Below are 18,870 nucleotides of genomic sequence, written 5' to 3'. Positions count from 1 at the left end.
GGGGGGAGCGGACGAGCTCGATGGAACCGATGACCACCATCGAAGAGCGGCTCTCGATGCTCTCCCGGTTGCCCGGAGACGTCGTGAGCCTGCTCGGCCCGGACGGGCGGGTCCGGTACGTGTCGCCCTCCGTGGAGCGCACGCTGGGCTACACGGTGGAGCAATACCTGGCTTTGGACCCCACCACGATCCTGCACCCTGAGGATCGCCAGACCTCCCGAACTCACTGGGAGCGAGTGATCACGGGGACCGGCGAGCCCCTTCGATGGGAACTTCGCATGCGCCATGCCGACGGTTCCTGGCGCTGGATCGAGATCGTCGCCAGCAACCATCTGGACGACCCGTCCATCGGTGCGATCTTCGCCAACTACCGAGACGTGACTGAGCGGCGCCACGCCGAGGACGCCCTCAGAGCGAGCGAGGACCGACTCCGTGCGGTGCTGCAGAACAGTCGTGATCTCATTGCCGTTATCTCCGAGCATGGCCAGATCGTCTGGGTCAGTCCCGGGGTGACCGAGATGCTCGGGTGGTCGACCGACGAGCTCACAGGCACCAACGCCTTCGATCTCGTCCACCCCGAGGACCGTTCCCCCGCCTTCGACCGATTGGCCGAAGCGGTGACGTCGGACCGACCGGCGGATCCGATCGTGGTGCGCATCCGCCGATCGACCGGGGAGTGGCTCCCGGCCGAGGTGGTGGGCAGCGCGTGGCGCACCGACGATCGGCTGGAGGGTGTGGTGATCAACGTCCGCGACGTGCGCTGGCGGCTCACCGCGGAACAGGTGCGCAAGCAGAGCGAGGAACGCTTCGAAGCACTGGTGCGCAACAGCCACGACGGCATCCTCCTGCTCGATGGTCAGGCGGTGATCACCTACGCCACCCCGTCGATCGAAAAGCTCTTCGGCCGGCCCTTCGAGGAGGTGCAGAGGAGCAGACGCTTCGAATGGGTGCATCCCGACGACGTCGAACGGGTAGCCACCGCGCTGGCCGAGGTGATGAGCGAACCTCAGTCCAGAGCCAGCCTGCAGGCAAGGGTGCTGCACGCGGATGGCACCTACCGGTGGGCCGAAGCGGTCGCGGTCAACCTCCTCGACCACGATGCGGTGCGCGCCGTGGTGATCAACATCCGCGACGTGACCGACCAGAAGCGGGCCGAGGAGGCCCTGCGGGCGAGCGAAGAGCGGTTCCGGTCACTGGTGCGCTTCTCCGGTTCGGTCGTCCAGATCCTCGACGACGACGCCAGGGTGCGATGGTGCAGCCCTTCGGCGGTCGAGGTGATCGGCTACACAGACGACGAACTGCTCGGTGCCTGGGTCGGTGACTACGCGCACCCTGATGACCTCAAAGCGGCGACCGAGGCCTTCCTGACCGCGCTCCGCAAGCCGGGGTCGACGTCCAGCATCGTGTGCCGGGTTCGGCACCGTGACGGTAGCTGGCGATGGCTTGAGTGCACCTTCACCAACCGGCGCAAGGACCGCACCATCGCCGGGATGGTGGCCAATTACCGCGACGTCACCGACCAGCGCCAGGCGGAGCAGGCTCTGCGAGAGAGTGAACGCCTCTTCCGGTCACTGGCCCGATCCTCGCCTACGGGGATCTTCCAGCAGAACGCGCTCGGCGAGTGCATCTACGTCAACCATCGCTGGCAGGAGATCACCGGTTTCGCCATCGAGCACGCGCTCGGCCACGGCTGGCGGCGCATCATCCACCCCGACGACCGCGCCCGCTTGGACGCCGGGCAGGCCGGGGCACGGCGGGCAGCTGCGAAAGAAGAGTTCCGGGTGGTGCGGCCCGACGGCGACATCCGCTGGGTGGCGGTGCAGACGGCGCCCCTCTACGACGACGACGGCACCTTCGCAGGGACGGTCGGCGCGATCGAAGACATCACCGAGCGGATCGCTGCCCAACAGGACTCGCAACGGCTCATCGACATCTTCGAGGCCACTAACGACCTCGTGGCGATGGCCGACGCGAGCGGGCGGCTGCTGTACCTCAACCGAGCGAGCCGACAGTTCTTCGGTTTGTCCGAGCATGCCGAACTCGAAGGGTTCGATGTGTTCGAACACCTTCCCGGAGAGCTGATCGAGCGATTGGCGCTGGACGCCGCCCCCGCGCTCGACGCCCACGACGTCTGGAGCGGCGAGATCCCTCTGGTGCGCCACGATGGCAGCGAAGTGCCGCACCTCGCGCAGTTGCTCGTCCATCGCGACCACCGTGGTCGTGCCGAGTACTACTCGGCGGTGCTGCGAGACATCTCCGAACTCAAGGCCTTCGAGCACCGGCTCGCGCACCAGGCCACCCACGACCCGCTCACGGGCCTCCCCAACCGCACCCTGTTGATCGATCGGCTCACGATGGCGCTCGCTCGATCCCGGCGACACCAGCGCCCGCTGGCCGTGCTTTTCCTGGACCTCGATCACTTCAAGGTCGTGAACGACAGCCTGGGGCACGGGCTGGGGGACCGGCTGCTGGTCGCCATCTCCGAACGGCTCCAGGCTGCCGTTCGCCCGGGCGACACGATCGCCCGTTTCGGTGGAGACGAGTTCGTGGTGCTCTGCGAGGACCTGGTCGATCGCAAGGACGCGATCGCCATCGCGGAACGGTTGATCGCCGCGCTCGACAGCCCGTTCCCGGCAGATGAAAACGAGGTCTTCGTCGGGGCCAGCATCGGCCTCGCCTTCCCGGAGGATCCGACTGCCGAACCCGAAGCTCTCATCCGGGACGCGGACGCTGCGATGTACCGAGCCAAGGAGCGAGGCCGCGGCCGGTGGGTGGTGTTCGACAGCACGATGCGGGCCCACGCCATCGACCGGCTCGACATCGAGAGCGCCCTGCGCCGAGCACTCGAGCGACGGGAGCTGCGGGTCTTCTACCAACCGGTCGTCTGCCTCGCGAGCGGCGACATCTCCGGGGTCGAAGCGCTGCTGCGATGGGAACACCCCGAGCGAGGAATGCTCAACCCCGGCGATTTCATCCGGGTGGCGGAAGAGACCGGGCTCATCGTGCCCATCGGGGCATGGGTGCTCGAGCAGGCGTGCCGCCAAGTGCAGCGCTGGCGGGCCCAGACACCGTCGCTCGACCAGCTCGTGGTCTCGGTCAACCTCTCCGGGCGCCAGCTCGGCCATCCGGACGTGGTGGACGAGGTGGCGACGGTGCTCACCTCGACCGGCGTCGACCCGGCCCTGGTGGAGATCGAAATCACCGAGAGCGTGCTCATGGACGACGTCGAGATGTCCCACGAGACCCTGGGTCGACTCAAGCACCTGGGCGTCAAGCTGGCGGTCGACGACTTCGGGACCGGCTACTCGTCGCTCAGCTACCTGCGCCGCTTCCCGGTCGATCTGTTGAAGGTCGACCGATCGTTCGTGCACGGGCTGGGGCGCGATCCGGGTGACTCGGCGATCGTCACCGCGATCATCACCCTCGCGCACACGCTCGGCCTGGAAGCCGTGGCCGAGGGGGTCGAGACCGCGCAACAGCTCGCCGAGCTGCGCCAGTTGGGTTGTGACAAGGCACAGGGGTTCCACATCGCCCGGCCGGCACCCGAAGGGGTGATCGAACAGCTACTGACCAGCGGGGGCCGATGGTGACGGCCGGCCGGCCCGGTCGCGCCGACCCGACCACGATGAGCCCGGCGACGGGACGTGCGAAGCTGGGGACATGGCCGGATCCCTGAGCCGCGAGTCGATCGTGGCCGTCACCCGCGAGCTGATCAAGCGGGAAGGCCTCGAGTCGGTCTCGTTGCGGCGCATCGCCGGCCTGCTCGGGGTCACCGCACCAGCGCTGTACGCCCACGTCAACGACAAGCGGGACCTGCTCCGCGCGGTGGCGGAAGGCGAGTTCGAGCGCCTGATCGACCTGCTCGAACGGGTCGACGACCCAGACCCGCTGGCACGCATCCGGCAGTTCAGCCGGGCCTACATCGAGCACGCGGTGAGCAATCCGGGGCTGTTCCGTACGATGTTCCTCTTCCCGCCCCGCCTGAGCGTGGCCGACGCCACCGGCCAGGAGCTGCCGGCGGCGACCAAGGCGTTCGAGATCGCGCACGATGCGGCCGTCGAGGCCGTCGACCAGGGACTGCTGCGCTCTGATGACCCGCTCCTGGTGGCGCTGACCCTCTGGACGGGCGTGCACGGCGCAGCCGAGGTGTTGCTCCTCGGCTTCGGGTTCGATCAGGACACCACCGCAGCGCTCATCGACTCGCTCATCGAGACGCTCATCGCCGGCTTGCGGCGCTGATCGCCGACTGCGGTCAGCGCGTCGGGATCGACAGCGATGCCGGGCTCCCCTCGCCCCCCGGACCGGCGAACCACCTGAGTGCCTCAACGATCGAGCCCTCGACCACCCCCGGCTCGGCCACCACTGCTGCCAGCCACTCGGGTCGGGTCACCGCCGCCACCACGAAGGGGCGTTCGAGGCCGGACCACTGCACGGCTTGGCGGACGTACTCCGAGGCGTAGTCCGGCGGGCGCACGTCGCGCGACAGCTCGAACAGCGCCCAGGGGTCGGGGGCCGACGGTTTCGCCTCCGCGCCCGATCCCAGCCGGCTGAGCCGCGGGACGTACGCCGTGCCGGGCCGGACCCCTCCGCCCGCCAACCCTGGGCCGTCGGCCAGGATCGCCCCTCGCACCAGCTCGGGCCGCCCACCCGCGATCAGTAGCGCGACATAGGCACCCAGCCCCCGGCCGAGTACGGTCGACGGGCCCAGCTCCGCCAGGGCAGCGTCGGCGTCGGCCATGAGCATCTCAGCCGTGTAGCCCCCTCCGGTGGGGACGGTGGAGGCGCCGTGCCCGGTGAAATCCAGCCCCCAGATCGGCCCGGGCCACGCCTCTGCCCACGGCGGCGGCGCTGACGGTGTCCGCTCGCCCAGCCCGTGGAGGAGCAGCAGCGGCCGGTCGAGCCCCGCGATGGCGTCGCGCAGCGGATGCAGGGCGAGCTGGGCCCGGTTGTGGATCACGAACCTCATCGTGGTGGGCTCCCCAGGAACTCGAGCACCAGGTCGGCCACCAGCCGGGGCTGCTCGATGTGCACGAAGTGCCCCACGCCGTCGAGGGCCTCCAGCCGACCACCGGGGGGCAGGTAGGGCTCCACGTCGGCGGGACGGGTCCCCCAACCCATGACCTCGACCTCGAGCCCCAACACACCGAGCACGGGAACGGACAGGCCCGGCATGCGCTCCATGGACCACTCCGGACGCCACGGCCCGAAACCACCCAGGCGGAGGGTGGGGTCGATCTTCCAGCGCCAGCCGTCCTCGTCGTGCCGGGCGCCGACCGTGACGAGGTACCGGAGCCACTCGATCGGCAACCGCGGGTTCATCCGGGCCCGACGCTCGGCCAGCTCCTCCAGCGTGCCTGCTCGCCGTACCGCAGTGGCACAGCGCCGGCGGTGGTCGAGCCAGCCCGACAGCTCGTCGTGGAGCATCCGGGTGCGCTCATGGTCCGAGACGTCGGGCCAGTTGTTCTTCGACGGGAGACCGTCGAGATTGACGAGGTGGGAGACCCGGTGGGGCAGCGCATCCGCCAGCTCCAGCATGAGCCCGCCGCCCTTGGAGTGACCGAGGAACACCATCGGCTCCTCGCCCACGCTGTCGAGCACGGCGAGGGCGTCTCGCAGGTCGGCACCCCAGTTGTAGAGCACTGCGTGCTCGGAGTCACCGTGACCGCGAGCATCCCAGGCCACGACCCTCCAGCCGCCCTCGACGAGCATCGGGGCGAAGACGTCGAATGTCCCGGCGAAGTCGAAGCCCCCGTGGGCGGCGAGGATCGGGGGCGCGTCCCGCGGGCCCCACTCGTAGGTGGCGATGGCGACACCGCTGGTGGTGACCCAGCGGGATCGGTCGGGGCGCCGGGCCCCGGGGAATCCCGGCAGGTCTGTCGGGCGGTCGATCGGGGGGACAACCGGCGCCGTGGTCATGGCCCCGGAGCCTACGCAGCCGCCAGCCCAGGACCGACCTGACCCACAGGCGAGTGCCCCGCCGGCTCTTCTCACCGATTCTCATCACCTGGATAGGCTTCGGTGGTGGGATCGAATCCCGAAACCGACGCCGCCGCCGAGCCGGTGGACGTCCACCGCACCGCCGCCGAACGCCTCCGCCACGACGGCCAGCGCTACACCGCTGGCCGCCGGGCCATCGTGGCCGCCCTGGCCGAAGCTCCCCGGCCGCTGACCATCGCCGAGTTGCTGGCGCGGGTGCCGACGCTCGCCCAGAGCTCGACTTACCGGAACCTGGCGGTCCTCGAGCAGGCCCGGATCGTGCACCGGGTCATCGGCACCGACGAGTTCGCCCGGTTCGAGCTGACCGAGGAGCTCGCCGGCCACCACCATCACCTCATCTGCTCCTCCTGCGGTGACGTGGCCGACTTCACGGTCGACCCGGCACTGGAGGTGCTGCTGGCGGAGGCCGCGCAGCGAGTGGGGGCCGACACCGGCTTCCGGACCGCGCACCACCGCCTCGACCTGGTCGGCACCTGCGCCGGCTGCCGCGACGCTCGCTGACCGCGCGGGCGAGAACGGCTACCGTCGCAGCGCAGGCACCCGGCTCCCGGACCGGTGCGGACCAGCGGATCACAGGAGGGCACATGGCCGACATCGAGGGGGAGGTGGCACCGGGCTTCGAAGCCGTACGCGCCGCCTTCGAGCAGAACTTCTCCGAGGGCCTCGAGATCGGCGCGGCGTTCAGCGCCTACCACCGGGGCGAGAAGGTGGTCGACCTGTGGGGTGGGACCGCCGACGTGGAGACCGGCGCTCCCTGGCGCGAGGACACCATCATCCTGGTGTTCTCCACCACCAAGGGAGCCACCGCCATGTGCGCCAACAAGCTGGCCCAGGAGGGCCGGCTCGATGTCGAGGCCCCGGTGGCGACCTACTGGCCGGAGTTCGCCAAGAACGGCAAGGACGACATCACCGTCGCCCACCTGCTCTCCCACCAGGCGGGGCTGGCCTGGGTCGACGGCGACATGACCGCCGAGGAAGCCCTCTCGTGGGAACCGGTGATCGAGGCCCTCGAGAACCAGCACCCCGCCTGGGTGCCGGGATCCCAGCACGGCTATCACGCCACCACCTACGGGTGGCTGGTCGGCGAGGTGGTACGCCGGATCGCGGGCCGCAGCGTGGGCACCTACTTCCGGGAGGAGATCGCCGAGCCCCTCGGGGCGGACTTCTGGATCGGGCTGCCGGAATCCGAGGAGCACCGGGTGGCGCGGCTGCAGTCGATGATCCCCGCCAGCATCTCGGTCGACATGCTCGCCAACCCGGGGGACGACCCGGTGGCGCAGATGATCGCCACCTTCCTCGGTCCCGACACCCCGCTCGGCAAGGCCCTGTTCGCCCCCGGCGGCGCGCTCACCGACCAGGACGTGTGGAACTCACGCGCCATGCGGGCTGCGGAGGTCCCGGCGGCCAACGGGGTCACCGACGCCCGATCGGTTGCCCGCCTCTACGCGGCGTGCATCGGCGAGGTCGACGGCGTCCGCATCCTCACCGAGGAGCAGGTGAAGCGGGCCACCGAGCAGCGCACCACCGGCCCGAACACCGTGCTCATGGACATGGACATCCAGTTCGGGCTGGGCTTCATGCTCCATTCGAGCATGGTCGCGCTGGGCGGCCCCCGCAGCTTCGGGCACTTCGGTGCCGGTGGCTCGATGGGCTGGGCCGATCCCGACGCGGAGCTCGCCTTCGGCTACGTCATGAACCGCATGGATATGGGCCTGGCGGGCGACCCCCGCAGCTTCCGGCTGGTCACGGCCTGCTACGACGCCATCGCCTGATCCTCGAGCCGGTGGAGCGCGCTCGAAGGACGGGGTGCGGCCGCCGGTAGCCTGGTCCGGTGACTCCCACACCGACCGCGGAAGCGGCGCGCCGGCGCACGTTCGCGATCATCTCGCACCCCGACGCGGGCAAGACCACCCTCACCGAGAAGTTCCTGCTCTACGGCGGTGCGCTCACCGCCGAAGCCGGAGCGGTCAAGGCCCGAGCCGGTCGCCGGGCCGCCACCTCGGACTGGATGGAGCTCGAGCGCCAGCGGGGCATCTCCATCACCTCCACCGTCCTGCAGTTCCCCTACCGGGACCACGTGGTCAACCTGCTCGACACCCCCGGGCACCGTGACTTCTCGGAGGACACCTACCGGGTGCTCGCCGCGGCCGACGCCGCGGTGATGGTCCTCGACGCGGCCAAGGGCATCGAGCCCCAGACCCTCAAGCTGTTCGACGTCTGCCGCCAACGCGGCCTGCCGCTGCTCACGTTCGTCAACAAGTGGGATCGACCCGGTCGTGACCCGCTGGAGCTGCTCGACGAAATCGAACAGCAGATCGGCCTGGTGGCCACCCCCGTCACCTGGCCAGTGGGTATCGCCGGTGACTTCCGGGGGGTGATCGACCGGCGCGACGGCCTCTACACCCGCTTCACCCGAGTCAGCCGGGGCGCGACCGAAGCACCCGAAGAGCTCGTGGAGGCGGAACGGGCTGCCGGCGAGGAGGGCGAAGCCTGGGACCGAGCCCGAGAGGAGCTGGAGCTGCTCGACTCCGTGGCCGCGGACCTCGACCCGAAGACCTTCCTCGCTGCCGAGTCCACCCCGACGTTCTTCGGCTCGGCGCTCACCAACTTCGGGGTGCGCAAGCTGCTCGACGCGGTGGTGGACCTGGTCCCCGCCCCGGCGCCCAGACTCGACGCGGACGGCACGCCGCGCCCGTTGGACGCGCCGTTCTCCGGCTTCGTGTTCAAGGTGCAAGCAAACATGGACCCCTCGCACCGGGACCGCATCGCCTTCGTGCGGGTCTGCTCGGGCCGCTTCGAGCGGGGGATGGTCGTCACCCACGGCCCCACCGGCAAGCCCTTCGCCACCAAGTACGCCCACCAGGTCTTCGGCCAGGAGCGCGAGACCATCGACGAGGCGTACCCGGGAGACGTGGTGGGTCTGGTGAACGCCACCGAGGTACGGGTCGGCGACAGCCTGTTCCTCGACGAGCCGGTGACCTTCCCTGCGATCCCGAGCTTCGCCCCCGAGCACTTCTCCGTGGCCCGGGTACGCGACACCGGCCGGTTCAAGCAGTTCCGCCGCGGCATCGCGCAGCTCGACGAGGAGGGCGTGGTGCAGGTGCTGCGCGACCCCGACCTGGGCGACCAGGAACCGGTGCTCGCCGCGGTCGGCCCCATGCAGTTCGACGTGGCCCTGCACCGCCTTGAGCATGAGTTCGGCGCGCCGGCCGAGCTGAGCCCGACCAGCTTCCGACTGGCCCGCCGCACCAACCGCTCGAGCGCGGACTCGCTGCGAGGCATGCGCGGTGTCCGGATCCTGGAGCGGGCCGACGGTACCCTTCTGGCGCTGTTCGAGAGCCAGTACTGGGTGGAGCGCCTGGAACAAGAGCACCCCGAGCTGCTGCTCGAACGTCTCGTGGCGGAGGGAAGCGTGGGGTGAACCCATGACCGATCGGGAACCGGGCTACCGAGGCGGGCCGGTGCGCCTGGCCGATCTCGGCCTGACCCCACCGACGCGGCGCTCACCCGAACGGGGGCGTCCCTGGCTGGTCCCGGTGATCATCCTCGCCGCCCTGGTCGCCGCCTGGGGTGTGGTGGCGGTGGTGGACTCGGGCGGCGGTGGTGACCAGGACCTCGCCGCCCGACCGTCGGGAGACGCCACCGAGGCCGGGGACGATCCGTCGCCCGCGAGCACTGAGCCCACACTCGCGCCGCTGCCCCCCTTCGACGGCTGGGTCAACCCCGCGTCGTCCGGTCGCCCGTGGAGCGAGACCGTGCCGGGCATCCTGACCTTCCGCGGCAACCCGACCCGCAGCTTCTACGGCGTGGGCCCCGTGCCCACCAACCCCGTGGTGCTGTGGAGCTTCCCCGCCGAGGGCGGCATGTGCGGGACATCCACCGACGGGAGCGGCACGCAGACCTGGTGCGGCACCGGCTGGACCGGCCAACCCTCGGTCTGGGAGCACCGGGACGGCAGGACCTGGGTGGCGTTCGGCGGGTACGACTACGCGGTCCACTGGCTCGACTACGAGTCGGGGGCCCGGCTGCTGCCCGACTTCCGCACCGGCGACATCATCAAGGGCTCGGTGACCGTCGACCCGGACGGCTACCCGCTCCTCTACACCGGCTCGCGCGACAACTACTACCGGATCATCGCCATGGACCGCGAGCAGCCCGTCGAACTATGGAAGATCCACGCCAAGGCGGTCAGCCCCACACTGTGGAACGACGACTGGGACGGTTCCGGGCTGATCATCGACGACTACCTCTTCGAGGGCGGCGAGAACAGCCAGTTCCACATCGTCAAGCTGAACCGGGGCTACGGCCCCGACGGCAAGGTGACCGTCGACCCGAAGCTCGTGTTCAACACCCCGGGCTGGGACTCCCAGCTCCTCAGCGACCTGGGCGACAACCAGGTGTCGATCGAGAACTCGGTGGCCATCTCCGGCAACACCGTCTACTTCGCCAACAGCGGCGGCCTGGTCCAGGGATGGGACATCTCGGGGCTGAAGAACGGCGAGCGCCCCGCCCGGGTCTTCCGCTACTGGACCGGTGACGACGTGGACGCCTCGATCGTGGTCGACGCCGAGGGGTTCCTCTACGTGGGGGCGGAGTTCGAGCGGGGCAACGCGCGGGCCCGGGAGGTGGGCCAGATCCTCAAGCTCGATCCCCGCAAGCCCGACGACCCGCTGGTGTGGTCGGTCAAGGACCAGAAGCCGGGCAAGAGCGGGGTCTGGGGGACCCCCGCGATCTGGAAGGACATGGTCTACGTGCCGACCAACGCCGGGGAGTTGCTCGGCATCGACCGCGTGACCGGCCAGGTGGTGTGGCGCAAGGACCTAGGCAGCCAGACCTGGCAGTCCCCGGTGGTCGTCGACGACGTGCTCATCGAGGGGGATTGCGACGGCAACCTCCACGCCTACGACGTGCGAGACACCCGCCGGGACCCACCCGAGCTGTGGTCGGTGAAGCTCGACGGCTGCATCGAGTCGACCCCCGCGGTGTGGAAGGGCCGGATCTTCGTCGGAGCCCGGGGCGGGAAGTTCTACGCCATCGGCGACCCGCCGGCCGACCGCCGGAGCCCGGCCACCGAGGCCGCAGCGGGCCGCTCCGACCGCTGAGCCGGCCCGCTCACCAGGTCACCTCGTCGCAGCCGGTGTGCGACTCGGGCTCGACCTGCAGGGTGGCGTGATCGATGCCGAAGCGACCCGCGAGCACCGCCCGGGCCTGGTCGAGTACCGCGTGGCTGTCGGCCCCGTCGGTGATCATCAGGTGGGCGGACGCCACCTCCATGTCGGAGGTGAGGGTCCACAGGTGCAGGTCGTGGACGTCCACCACCGTGGGCAGCGCGGCGAGCTGGGCCCGCACCTCCTCGACGTCGATGCCCGGCGGCGCAGCCTGCACCAGCACGCGGAGGGCCTGGCCGCCGAGACGGAAGGTGCGGGGGAAGATGAACAGCCCGATGGCGGCGGCGATCAGCGGGTCGGCGTAGGTCCAGCCGGTCGATCCCACGATCACCGCTGCGACGATCACGCCGACGGAGCTGAGCAGGTCGGCGAGCACCTCGAGGTACGCACCCCGCACGTTCAAGCTCTCCTTCGAGCCCGGCCGCAACCAGGCCATGGCGACCACGTTGACCACCAGTCCCACGACCGCGATCACGAGCATCTCGACGCCGAGGACCTCCTCAGGATGCTGCACCCGCTGGATCGCCTCGACGAGCACGTACACCCCGACCCCGAGGAGCAGCACCGCGTTGGCCAGCGCGGCCAGGATCTCCAGCCGGTAGAGACCGAAGGTGTGCTGGGCCCGCTGGATGGGTCGGTTGGCGACGTGGATGGCGGCGAGGGCCATGCCGAGGCCCAGCAGGTCGGTGAGCATGTGGGCTGCGTCGGAGAGCAGGGCCAGGGAGTTCGTCAGCAGGCCACCGACGGCTTCGACCACGAAGAACACGGCGATCAGCGCGAACGCCATCCACAACCGCCGCAGGTGACGCGCCCCCGACCTCACCGCGGCCCCGTGAGCGTGCGCATGGGCGTGCCCCGAACGCTCGGCCGGGTCGCCGCCGGACTCCATGGCCGACATCGTGGCACCACCGCCGAGCGCCGGACCACGACCGACGAGGACGGTACGCTTCGGCCATCCGGACGAGGGGGGGTCCTGTGAAGACAGAGCGCCGGCATCGACGTGTCCTCCCCGCCGCCGTGGTGGGAGCGGCGCTCTTCGTGGCGGCCTGCACCTCGAACGAGACCGCCGGTACGCGACCCACGACCCCCACGACGGTCGCCGCCGTCTACCCGCCGACCCGGGACTGCGAGCTGTTCGACGCCGGCCATTGCCTGTTCCCGTTCCCGAGCAACACCTTCACCCGCCCCGACCCGGCGACACCCACGGGCCGGCGGGTGGCCTTCGCTCGCGGCTCGATGCCGGTGAACACCTCGGGGGTGGCGATCGACCCCACCGAGTGGAACCGCAACGACGGGTTCAGCCCCGGCGGGCCGATCGTGCTCTATGTGCGGGACCTCGACCTGGCGGTGACCGGCGCGCCGGGACTGACCGATCTCGCCCGCTCCCTGGCCAGCGACTCACCAATCGTCATCGTCGACGCCGAGACCGGCGACCGCCACCCGTTCTGGGCAGAGCTCGACGCCAACGCGCCGCCCGGGCAGGGTGCGCTGCTGATCCGCCCGGCGGTGAACTTCCAGGAGGGTCACCGCTACGTGGTGGCCCTCCGCAACCTGAGACGAGCCGACGGCTCCACCGTCGACCCGTCACCGGCGTTCGCCGCGCTGCGCGACGGCACCTCGAGCACGGACCCCGCGGTCGAGGATCGCCGGCCGGCCATGGAAGCGGTGCTCGCCACCCTGGAGGCGGCGGGCGTCGGCCGTGACGACCTGTACCTGGCTTGGGACTTCACGGTCGCCTCCACTCAGAACCTGACCGGCCGGGTGCTGGCCATGCGCGACGCGGCGGTGCCGCCGGGTGACACGACCTCACCACCGTTCACGGTCACCTCGGTGACACCGGGTGAGCCCGGATCGGGAGTGCTGCGGGTGGTCGAGGGATCGGTGCAGGTACCCAACTTCCTCACCGACGGCGGTGCGCCGGGGTCGGTGCTCAACAACGGCGACAACCCCGATGGGGTGCCTACCGTCGACGGGACCCTCGACGCGCCGTTCGTGTGCGTGATCCCCACCACCGCGGAGCAGGCCGAGCCGATCGACGTGCTCTACGGGCACGGGCTGCTCGGCAGCCGCTTCGAAGGGCGCGGCGTCGGCCAGGCCGTCGGCGACGAGCTGAACGCGGTGGTCTGCGCCACCGACTGGATCGGCATGTCCGCCCAGGACGTCGGACCGATCGCCGGGATGCTGTCCGACCTGAGCGGCTTCCGCATGATCCCGGACCGCCTGCAGCAGGCGATGATGAACATGCTGGCGCTCGGTCGGGCCATGCAGAGCCCAGGCGGTCTGCGTACCGACCCCGCGTTCCAGCGGGCGGACGGCTCGCCGCTGCTCGGCCGGGATCTGGCCTACGTGGGCAACAGCCAGGGAGGGATCATCGGCGGTGCCCTGAGCGCGGTGGCCTCGGACTGGGACACCGTATTCCTCGGGGTCCCGGCCATGAACTACTCGACGCTGCTGCAGCGGAGCATCGACTTCGACGACTTCGCCCCCCTGTTCAACGCCCCCTATCCCGACCCGCTCGTTCAGCAGCTGAACTTCGCGCTGGTGCAGATGCTGTGGGACCGGGGCGAGAACAACGGGTACGCCGCGCACCTGACTGCTGATCCCCTGCCCGGTTCCCCGGCCAAGAAGGTGCTGGTGTTCGCGGCGTTCGGCGACCATCAGGTGACGAACTGGGCCACCGACGTGATGGCACGCACCATGGGGCTACGACTGCGGGCCCCGGGGCTCGCGGACGGGCGGTCGCCGGGGAACCCACCGTTCTGGGGCATCGACACGATCGACTCGTTCCCCTATGCGGGCTCGGCGTACGTGATGTGGGACTTCGGCACCCCAGCCCCGCCGGTGGCGAACGTGCCGAACCGGGCAGGAAGGGACCCCCACGGCCAGGGGCGGGACGATCCGGCGGTGCTGCGGATGGTCTCGCACTTCCTCACCACCGGCGAGCTGATCGACGTCTGCGAGACCGGCCGACCCTGCCGCAGCGTTCCCTGATCGCCGCTACTCCCGCCGCCGTCCTCCTCCGAGGATCGTGGCCCAGCGGCTCCGGGCGCGGCCGGCCCCGGTGGTCGAGCGATCACCGGGCCCATGAGCGGGGCTGACGCCGGGCATGCTCTCGATCATGGCGAAACCGGCCTCCATGCAGATCACCAACGCGGCGCCGATGACGATCCAGGTGAGATTGGCCGTCTGCGTGAGCGTGGCGACGTGCTCGCTGACCGTCTCCATGGTGACCGGCCCCTCGTCCTGGGCCAAGGCCGCGCCGACGAAGAGCACCGATGAGGATCACGCCTGCTGCGACCGCGGCCGCCAATCGTCTGGGAGCGAAGGCGGCTCGCACGAACGACCTCTGACGAGTCGGTCGGCAAGGGTCCCGCTGAGAACCAGGATCTACTCGCACAGCACTTCCTTCCTTTCGTGTCACTCGCGGTACGGGTCGAATGGCTGCCCCGGCTGGCCCGTCCGATGGGAAACGCATGCGGGACGCCCGTCGCCCGTCGCGCGCCCCGGCGCGCGAGGGTGAACCTACGGAAAGGGTGTCTCCGGGTGTCTTGAGCCGATGACACCCACTCGTCCGACTCCTTCCCCGTATCTGACGGGCGGGTCGTGGCCTCCTCAGGCAGCGTCCCAGCCGGTGTCGCGCTCGAGGAGCGCGAGCAACCGGGCCTGGGCGGCCCGAAAGCCCGGGTCGTCGACGATCGTCACCCGGTTGCGGGGTCGGGGGATGTCGACGTCGATGACGTCGATGATGCTCGGGCCGGGGGGCCCGGACATGACGACCACTCGATCCGCGAGCAGGATCGCCTCGTCCACCCCGTGGGTCACCATCGCCACCAACTCGGTGTCGCTCTCGGAGCTCCACAAGTCGACGAGCAGGCCTTGCAGACGCGCGCGGGTCAGCGCGTCGAGGGCACCGAACGGCTCATCCAGGAGCAGAGCTCGAGGTTCCACGGCGAAGGCCCGAGCGACCGCGCACCGCTGCTGCATCCCACCGGAGACCTGGTGTGGCTTCTTGTCCCGGTGCTCCCAGAGCCCGACGGCTCGCAACGTCCGCTCTACCGCCTCGTCGACCTTGGCCTTCGACCAACTCCGCCGCGAGGAGCGCACGGCCACTGCCACGTTCCGAGCCAGCGAGAGCCGGGGCAGAAGGGAGTATCGCTGGAAGACGATCGCCCGGTCCGGGCCCGGAGCGCGCACCTCCTCCCCATCGAGGGCGATCCGTCCCGCGTCGACCGGGAGCAACCCACCGAGCGCGCTCAGCAGCGTCGACTTCCCACAGCCAGAATGCCCGATCAGCGCGATGAACTCTCCGGGTTCGATCGTGAGGGATACGTCGCGCAGCACCCACTGGGTCCCGGAACGGGTCGCGAACCCCTTCCAGACACCGTCGACGACCAAACTCACGACCGCACCTCCTCGTGAGCGACCCGCCGTCCCAGCGCCTGGAACCCCAGGTCGAGCACGAGGCCCGTGGCGCCGATGAGCAGTACCGCGGAGATGACATGCGTCAGACCTGGACCGTTGTAGGACTGCCAGACGTAGAACCCGATGCCCGACGCAGCGGAGAGCATCTCCGCGGCGACGATCACCATCCACGCCACCCCCATGGAGAGGCGCAGCCCCGTCACCACCGACGGCAAGGCGTGGGGGATCACCACCTCGCGAAGCTGCGTGGCTCGGGAGAACCGGAACACCCTCGCCACCTCGAGCTGGTCGAGTGGGACGCTCACCGCACCCGCAGCGGTGTTGAGGATCGTCGGCCACACGGCGGACACGAAGATCACCCACACCGCAGCCGGGTCGGCCTTGACCATGATCGTGAGCCAGATGGGGAACCACGCCAGAGGCGACACCGGCCGTAGTACCTGCACGATCGGGTTGAGCATCCGGCGGATCGGCGGCACCACCCCCATCGCGAAGCCGACCGGGACACCGATGGCCGCCGCGAGGAGGAACCCCTTGAGCACCCGCACCAGCGAGTCTCGCAACTGCAACCCGATACCTTGACCGGCCGGTCCGTCCGCCTCGAACGCTCGGGTGAGCAGTTGGATGAGGGTGCTCGACGTCTGGAGAGGCCCCGGAAGCTGGCCCGACCGAGCACTCACGACCGCCCACGCCACGCCGAACAACACGACGCCGAGCAGGCCGAATACTACTGACCTGATGCCTTCGGCCAGCCGGCCGGGACCCCGCCGGAGCGGTGGCGGCTCGCCCACCACGCGAGGCTCGGTAGCCGCGTTCGGTACTGTGCCGTCCGGTTCGACGACGGTGGGCTCGGGTATGACGAGGCCGCTGGGGACGCTCATCGCCGGTTCACCTCCTCCTCGGGCTTGGTCGGATCGAACGTCGCTCGGTCGAGCGCGACGGTGAACGGTGCGAGGTCGTCGTCGGGTACCGGTACCCCTTCTTTCGCCGCCACCTCCGCGTAGAGGTCCGTCAGCAGGATCTCGTCGACGATGCGGCGGGATTCGGCGGGCATCTGTGGGATCAGCCCGAAACGGGCGTATTGGGCGAGGAACCACAGCGCGTGCGCCTTGCGGGGGAACGGGGTGAGACCGTCGCGGTAGAAGCGCATCCGCGTGTCGGGGTAGCTCCTGGTCCCCAGGCCCTCACCCAGCTCGTAGTCGCCGGCGAGGCGGCTGCGGATCTCGTCGACCGTGGCGTTCACGTACTTCTCGACGCCGATCAGCTCCGCGACCTCTCCGACGTTGGCCGGGTCGTCCGCCCAGCGCTGCGCGGCGAGGATCGCCCCCATGAGGTCGGTGAGCGTGTCGCGCTGCTCCTCGGCGAACGCGGCGTTGACCACCAGGGCCTTCTCCGGGTGGTGCTCCCAGATGTCCTGGGAGGTCATGGTGGTGAAGCCCTTCTGCTTCAGCACCGCTCGCGCATTCCACGGCTCCCCGACGCAGTAGCCGCGAACGTTCTCCTGGTTGAGGTTGTTGAACATCTCCGGCGGCGGGATCGGTTTGAGCTCGAGGCTGTCCATCTTCGGATCGAGACCGCCAGCGGTGATCCAGTAGCGGAGCCACGTGTCGTGAGTCCCCCCGGGGAAGGTCATGCCGAACTGGCGGGCGCCGGAGGAACGGATCACCTCTGCAGCACGCGCCGGGTCGCCGTAGCCCGCGGCGGCGAGATCGCTCGCGAGGGTGATGCCCTGTCCGTTGTTGCTGAGCACCATCGCGATGCGGAACGGCTGCGCCGGCACCCCACCGATCTCGACCTTCGAGACGCCCGCGGCGACCGACAGCGGGAGGCTGAACAGCGCGTGCGCCGCGTGGAACTCCCCCGAGGCGAGCTTGTCGCGCACTCCTGGCCAGCTCTTGCCGTTCTCGAGCGTGACGTCGAGCCCGCGTTCCGCGAAAAAGCCCTTCTCCTTGGCGACGACGAGCGGCGCGCAGTCGGTCAGCGAGATGAACCCGAGCGTGACCTTTCGTGCCTGGCCCCTACCCGTTCCCGCGGACCCGCCGGAGGCTGAGGTGGACGCGGTGCTCTCACCGCTGCACGCGGTGAGAACCTTGGCCGCGGGCATGGCGAGCGCGGCGGTGGCGGCAGTACGTAGGAAGTGTCTTCGATCCATGCGGGGGACGGTACGGATCCTGCAGGTCGAAACCGTTGCCCCCGTGTTGCCAGGTCCGCACAGGTCGCGCACAGCGGCGGCGATGCTCGGTGAGCAGCGGCGGGGGCCTACCGGGTCAGCGGTCGGTGAGGGGCGCCGCCACCACTACGATTGGATCTCTCTCGGGGCTGTAGCTCAGCTGGCTAGAGCACCTGCTTTGCAAGCAGGGGGTCGTGGGTTCGAGTCCCATCAGCTCCACTTCAACGTCGGTAATCGGAAGATGAGCCGCAGATCCCGGCTACGTCATCGGAGGCCGCGCTGGCACGGCGATCCACCGTTGGGTGGAACGAGAGCAGGCAGCGGTGGGCGCCCTGGGTGCGCCTCCCCCACGGGTCACGGCACAAGATGGAGCGCGTCGAGAGGGCCGACACCCAGGCCGACCTCGACAAGCAAGTCACGCTGCGGTCCTGAACCGCCCTGGGTTCGTTGGAGGCTCCTGACCTTGGAAACGAGGGTGGTGTCATGCCACGAGAGAAGTCGCCAGGGAAGCCGACGACGCGTCGCTGCAGCGAGGCGGAGAAGGATCAGGCTGTTCGGCTGGTGCGCCAGCTCCGTGCGGAGCTCGGCACCGAGCACGGCACGGTGCAGCGGGTCGCTGCCCAGTTGGGCTACGGCGTTGAGTCGGTTCGCAAGTGGGTCCGTGAACGCGATGTCGTCGACGGACTGGCCGGGCCGGAAGCGTTGAGGGTCCGCGAGTTGGAGGCCGAGAAGAAGGCGCTCGAGCAGGAGCTGTGAGGTTCCCCCCGTTGACCGGTCACGTTGGTTACGCGGCCAGGGTGGCCTGGGGTTGACGGTACTGGTTCTCCCACTCGATGGGCGGGAGGTAGCCGAGGCTGGAGTGGGGCCGGCGGTGGTTGTAGCGGTTGATCCAGGCGAAGATCGCCCGGCGGGCGTCGGCTCGGGTCGAGAACCGGTAGCGGTGCACGACCTCACGTTTGAGCGATGACCAGAACGATTCCGCGACGGCGTTGAAGCTCCTATAGATGTCAAGCGCGTCTACGCGGCTGACGCGAGTTCTGCGGTCGAGCAGGGTTCGGGCAGCAGCCGGTAGACCTCGCGGATGAGGTAGCGCTTGAGGCAGCGGATGATCTC

At 69.8% G+C, this 18,870-nt stretch carries 15 protein-coding genes, 1 tRNA gene and 1 pseudogene; 9 read left to right on the top strand and 8 right to left on the bottom strand.

Annotation, left to right across the window (positions count from 1 at the left end; all coding sequences use genetic code 11):
- The first annotated feature begins 29 nt into the window (after positions 1 to 29).
- Together HZF19_RS07925 and HZF19_RS07920 are read left to right on the top strand one after the other, a co-directional pair.
- The gene (locus HZF19_RS07925) at positions 30 to 3,590 is read left to right on the top strand and encodes a PAS domain S-box protein (RefSeq protein WP_208028231.1); all 3,561 of its coding nucleotides are present in this window, start codon (positions 30 to 32) and stop codon (positions 3,588 to 3,590) included.
- A 70-nt stretch (positions 3,591 to 3,660) separates the two neighbouring features.
- The gene (locus HZF19_RS07920) at positions 3,661 to 4,239 is read left to right on the top strand and encodes a TetR/AcrR family transcriptional regulator (RefSeq protein ID WP_208028230.1); all 579 of its coding nucleotides are present in this window, start codon (positions 3,661 to 3,663) and stop codon (positions 4,237 to 4,239) included.
- Positions 4,240 to 4,252: 13 nt separating this feature from the next.
- Here the strand turns inward: HZF19_RS07920 and HZF19_RS07915 are convergent, their stop codons facing one another.
- The gene (locus HZF19_RS07915) at positions 4,253 to 4,966 is read right to left on the bottom strand and encodes an alpha/beta fold hydrolase (RefSeq protein ID WP_208028229.1); all 714 of its coding nucleotides are present in this window, start codon (positions 4,964 to 4,966) and stop codon (positions 4,253 to 4,255) included.
- On the bottom strand, positions 4,963 to 5,916 hold the full coding sequence (locus HZF19_RS07910) for an alpha/beta fold hydrolase (RefSeq protein WP_208028228.1): 954 nt from the start codon (positions 5,914 to 5,916) through the stop codon (positions 4,963 to 4,965). Before HZF19_RS07910 ends, HZF19_RS07915 begins: the two co-directional genes overlap by 4 nt.
- Positions 5,917 to 6,021: 105 nt before the next feature.
- Here HZF19_RS07910 and HZF19_RS07905 point away from each other — a divergent pair, with 105 nt between their 5' ends.
- The 4 genes from HZF19_RS07905 to HZF19_RS07890 all read left to right on the top strand — a co-directional run bounded on the left by HZF19_RS07905 (position 6,022) and on the right by HZF19_RS07890 (position 11,099).
- Positions 6,022 to 6,498 (top strand): Fur family transcriptional regulator, encoded by a 477-nt coding sequence (locus HZF19_RS07905; RefSeq protein WP_208028227.1) that lies wholly within the window; start codon positions 6,022 to 6,024, stop codon positions 6,496 to 6,498.
- Positions 6,499 to 6,581: 83 nt separating this feature from the next.
- Positions 6,582 to 7,769, top strand: coding sequence for a serine hydrolase domain-containing protein (locus HZF19_RS07900; protein WP_208028226.1), 1,188 nt, complete (start codon positions 6,582 to 6,584; stop codon positions 7,767 to 7,769).
- Between the two features lie 59 nt (positions 7,770 to 7,828).
- Positions 7,829 to 9,418 (top strand): peptide chain release factor 3, encoded by a 1,590-nt coding sequence (locus HZF19_RS07895; RefSeq protein WP_208028225.1) that lies wholly within the window; start codon positions 7,829 to 7,831, stop codon positions 9,416 to 9,418.
- 4 nt (positions 9,419 to 9,422) lie between these two features.
- On the top strand, positions 9,423 to 11,099 hold the full coding sequence (locus HZF19_RS07890; protein ID WP_208028224.1) for an outer membrane protein assembly factor BamB family protein: 1,677 nt from the start codon (positions 9,423 to 9,425) through the stop codon (positions 11,097 to 11,099).
- A gap of 10 nt (positions 11,100 to 11,109) precedes the next feature.
- Here the strand turns inward: HZF19_RS07890 and HZF19_RS07885 are convergent, their stop codons facing one another.
- Entirely contained in the window at positions 11,110 to 12,054 is a 945-nt protein-coding gene (locus HZF19_RS07885) for a cation diffusion facilitator family transporter (protein ID WP_208028223.1), read from the bottom strand.
- Between the two features lie 86 nt (positions 12,055 to 12,140).
- Between HZF19_RS07885 and HZF19_RS07880 the strand changes: the two genes are divergently transcribed.
- Positions 12,141 to 14,156, top strand: a complete 2,016-nt coding sequence (locus HZF19_RS07880; protein ID WP_208028222.1) for a hypothetical protein — start codon at positions 12,141 to 12,143, stop codon at positions 14,154 to 14,156.
- A gap of 6 nt (positions 14,157 to 14,162) precedes the next feature.
- Here HZF19_RS07880 and HZF19_RS07875 read toward each other — a convergent pair whose 3' ends face one another.
- From HZF19_RS07875 to HZF19_RS07860, 4 genes are all read right to left on the bottom strand, one after another.
- A complete protein-coding gene (locus tag HZF19_RS07875) occupies positions 14,163 to 14,438 on the bottom strand; it encodes a hypothetical protein (protein WP_208028221.1) in 276 nt (91 codons plus the stop codon).
- A gap of 339 nt (positions 14,439 to 14,777) precedes the next feature.
- Positions 14,778 to 15,566: an ABC transporter ATP-binding protein gene (locus HZF19_RS07870; protein ID WP_208028220.1), complete on the bottom strand. Its 789-nt coding sequence runs from the start codon at positions 15,564 to 15,566 to the stop codon at positions 14,778 to 14,780.
- Positions 15,563 to 16,468, bottom strand: coding sequence for an ABC transporter permease (locus tag HZF19_RS07865; protein ID WP_208028219.1), 906 nt, complete (start codon positions 16,466 to 16,468; stop codon positions 15,563 to 15,565). The genes HZF19_RS07870 and HZF19_RS07865 overlap by 4 nt, the downstream gene beginning before the upstream one ends.
- A complete protein-coding gene (locus tag HZF19_RS07860) occupies positions 16,465 to 17,739 on the bottom strand; it encodes a CmpA/NrtA family ABC transporter substrate-binding protein (protein ID WP_208028218.1) in 1,275 nt (424 codons plus the stop codon). The genes HZF19_RS07865 and HZF19_RS07860 overlap by 4 nt, the downstream gene beginning before the upstream one ends.
- Before the next feature lie 163 nt (positions 17,740 to 17,902).
- On the opposite strand from HZF19_RS07860, the gene HZF19_RS07855 reads away from it, so the two are divergent.
- Positions 17,903 to 17,976, top strand: a tRNA-Ala gene (locus tag HZF19_RS07855).
- Positions 17,977 to 18,240: 264 nt separating this feature from the next.
- Positions 18,241 to 18,430, top strand: a pseudogene (locus tag HZF19_RS07850) (IS3 family transposase); the annotation flags it as partial.
- 111 nt (positions 18,431 to 18,541) lie between these two features.
- Here HZF19_RS07850 and HZF19_RS16300 read toward each other — a convergent pair.
- Positions 18,542 to 18,763, bottom strand: coding sequence for an integrase core domain-containing protein (locus tag HZF19_RS16300; protein WP_307781175.1), 222 nt, complete (start codon positions 18,761 to 18,763; stop codon positions 18,542 to 18,544).
- Positions 18,764 to 18,870: the final 107 nt, after the last annotated feature.

The organism is Rhabdothermincola sediminis, assembly GCF_014805525.1.
Classification (GTDB): domain Bacteria; phylum Actinomycetota; class Acidimicrobiia; order Acidimicrobiales; family Acidimicrobilacustridaceae; genus Rhabdothermincola; species Rhabdothermincola sediminis.
This window is presented reverse-complemented; position numbering and strand designations above follow the sequence as displayed.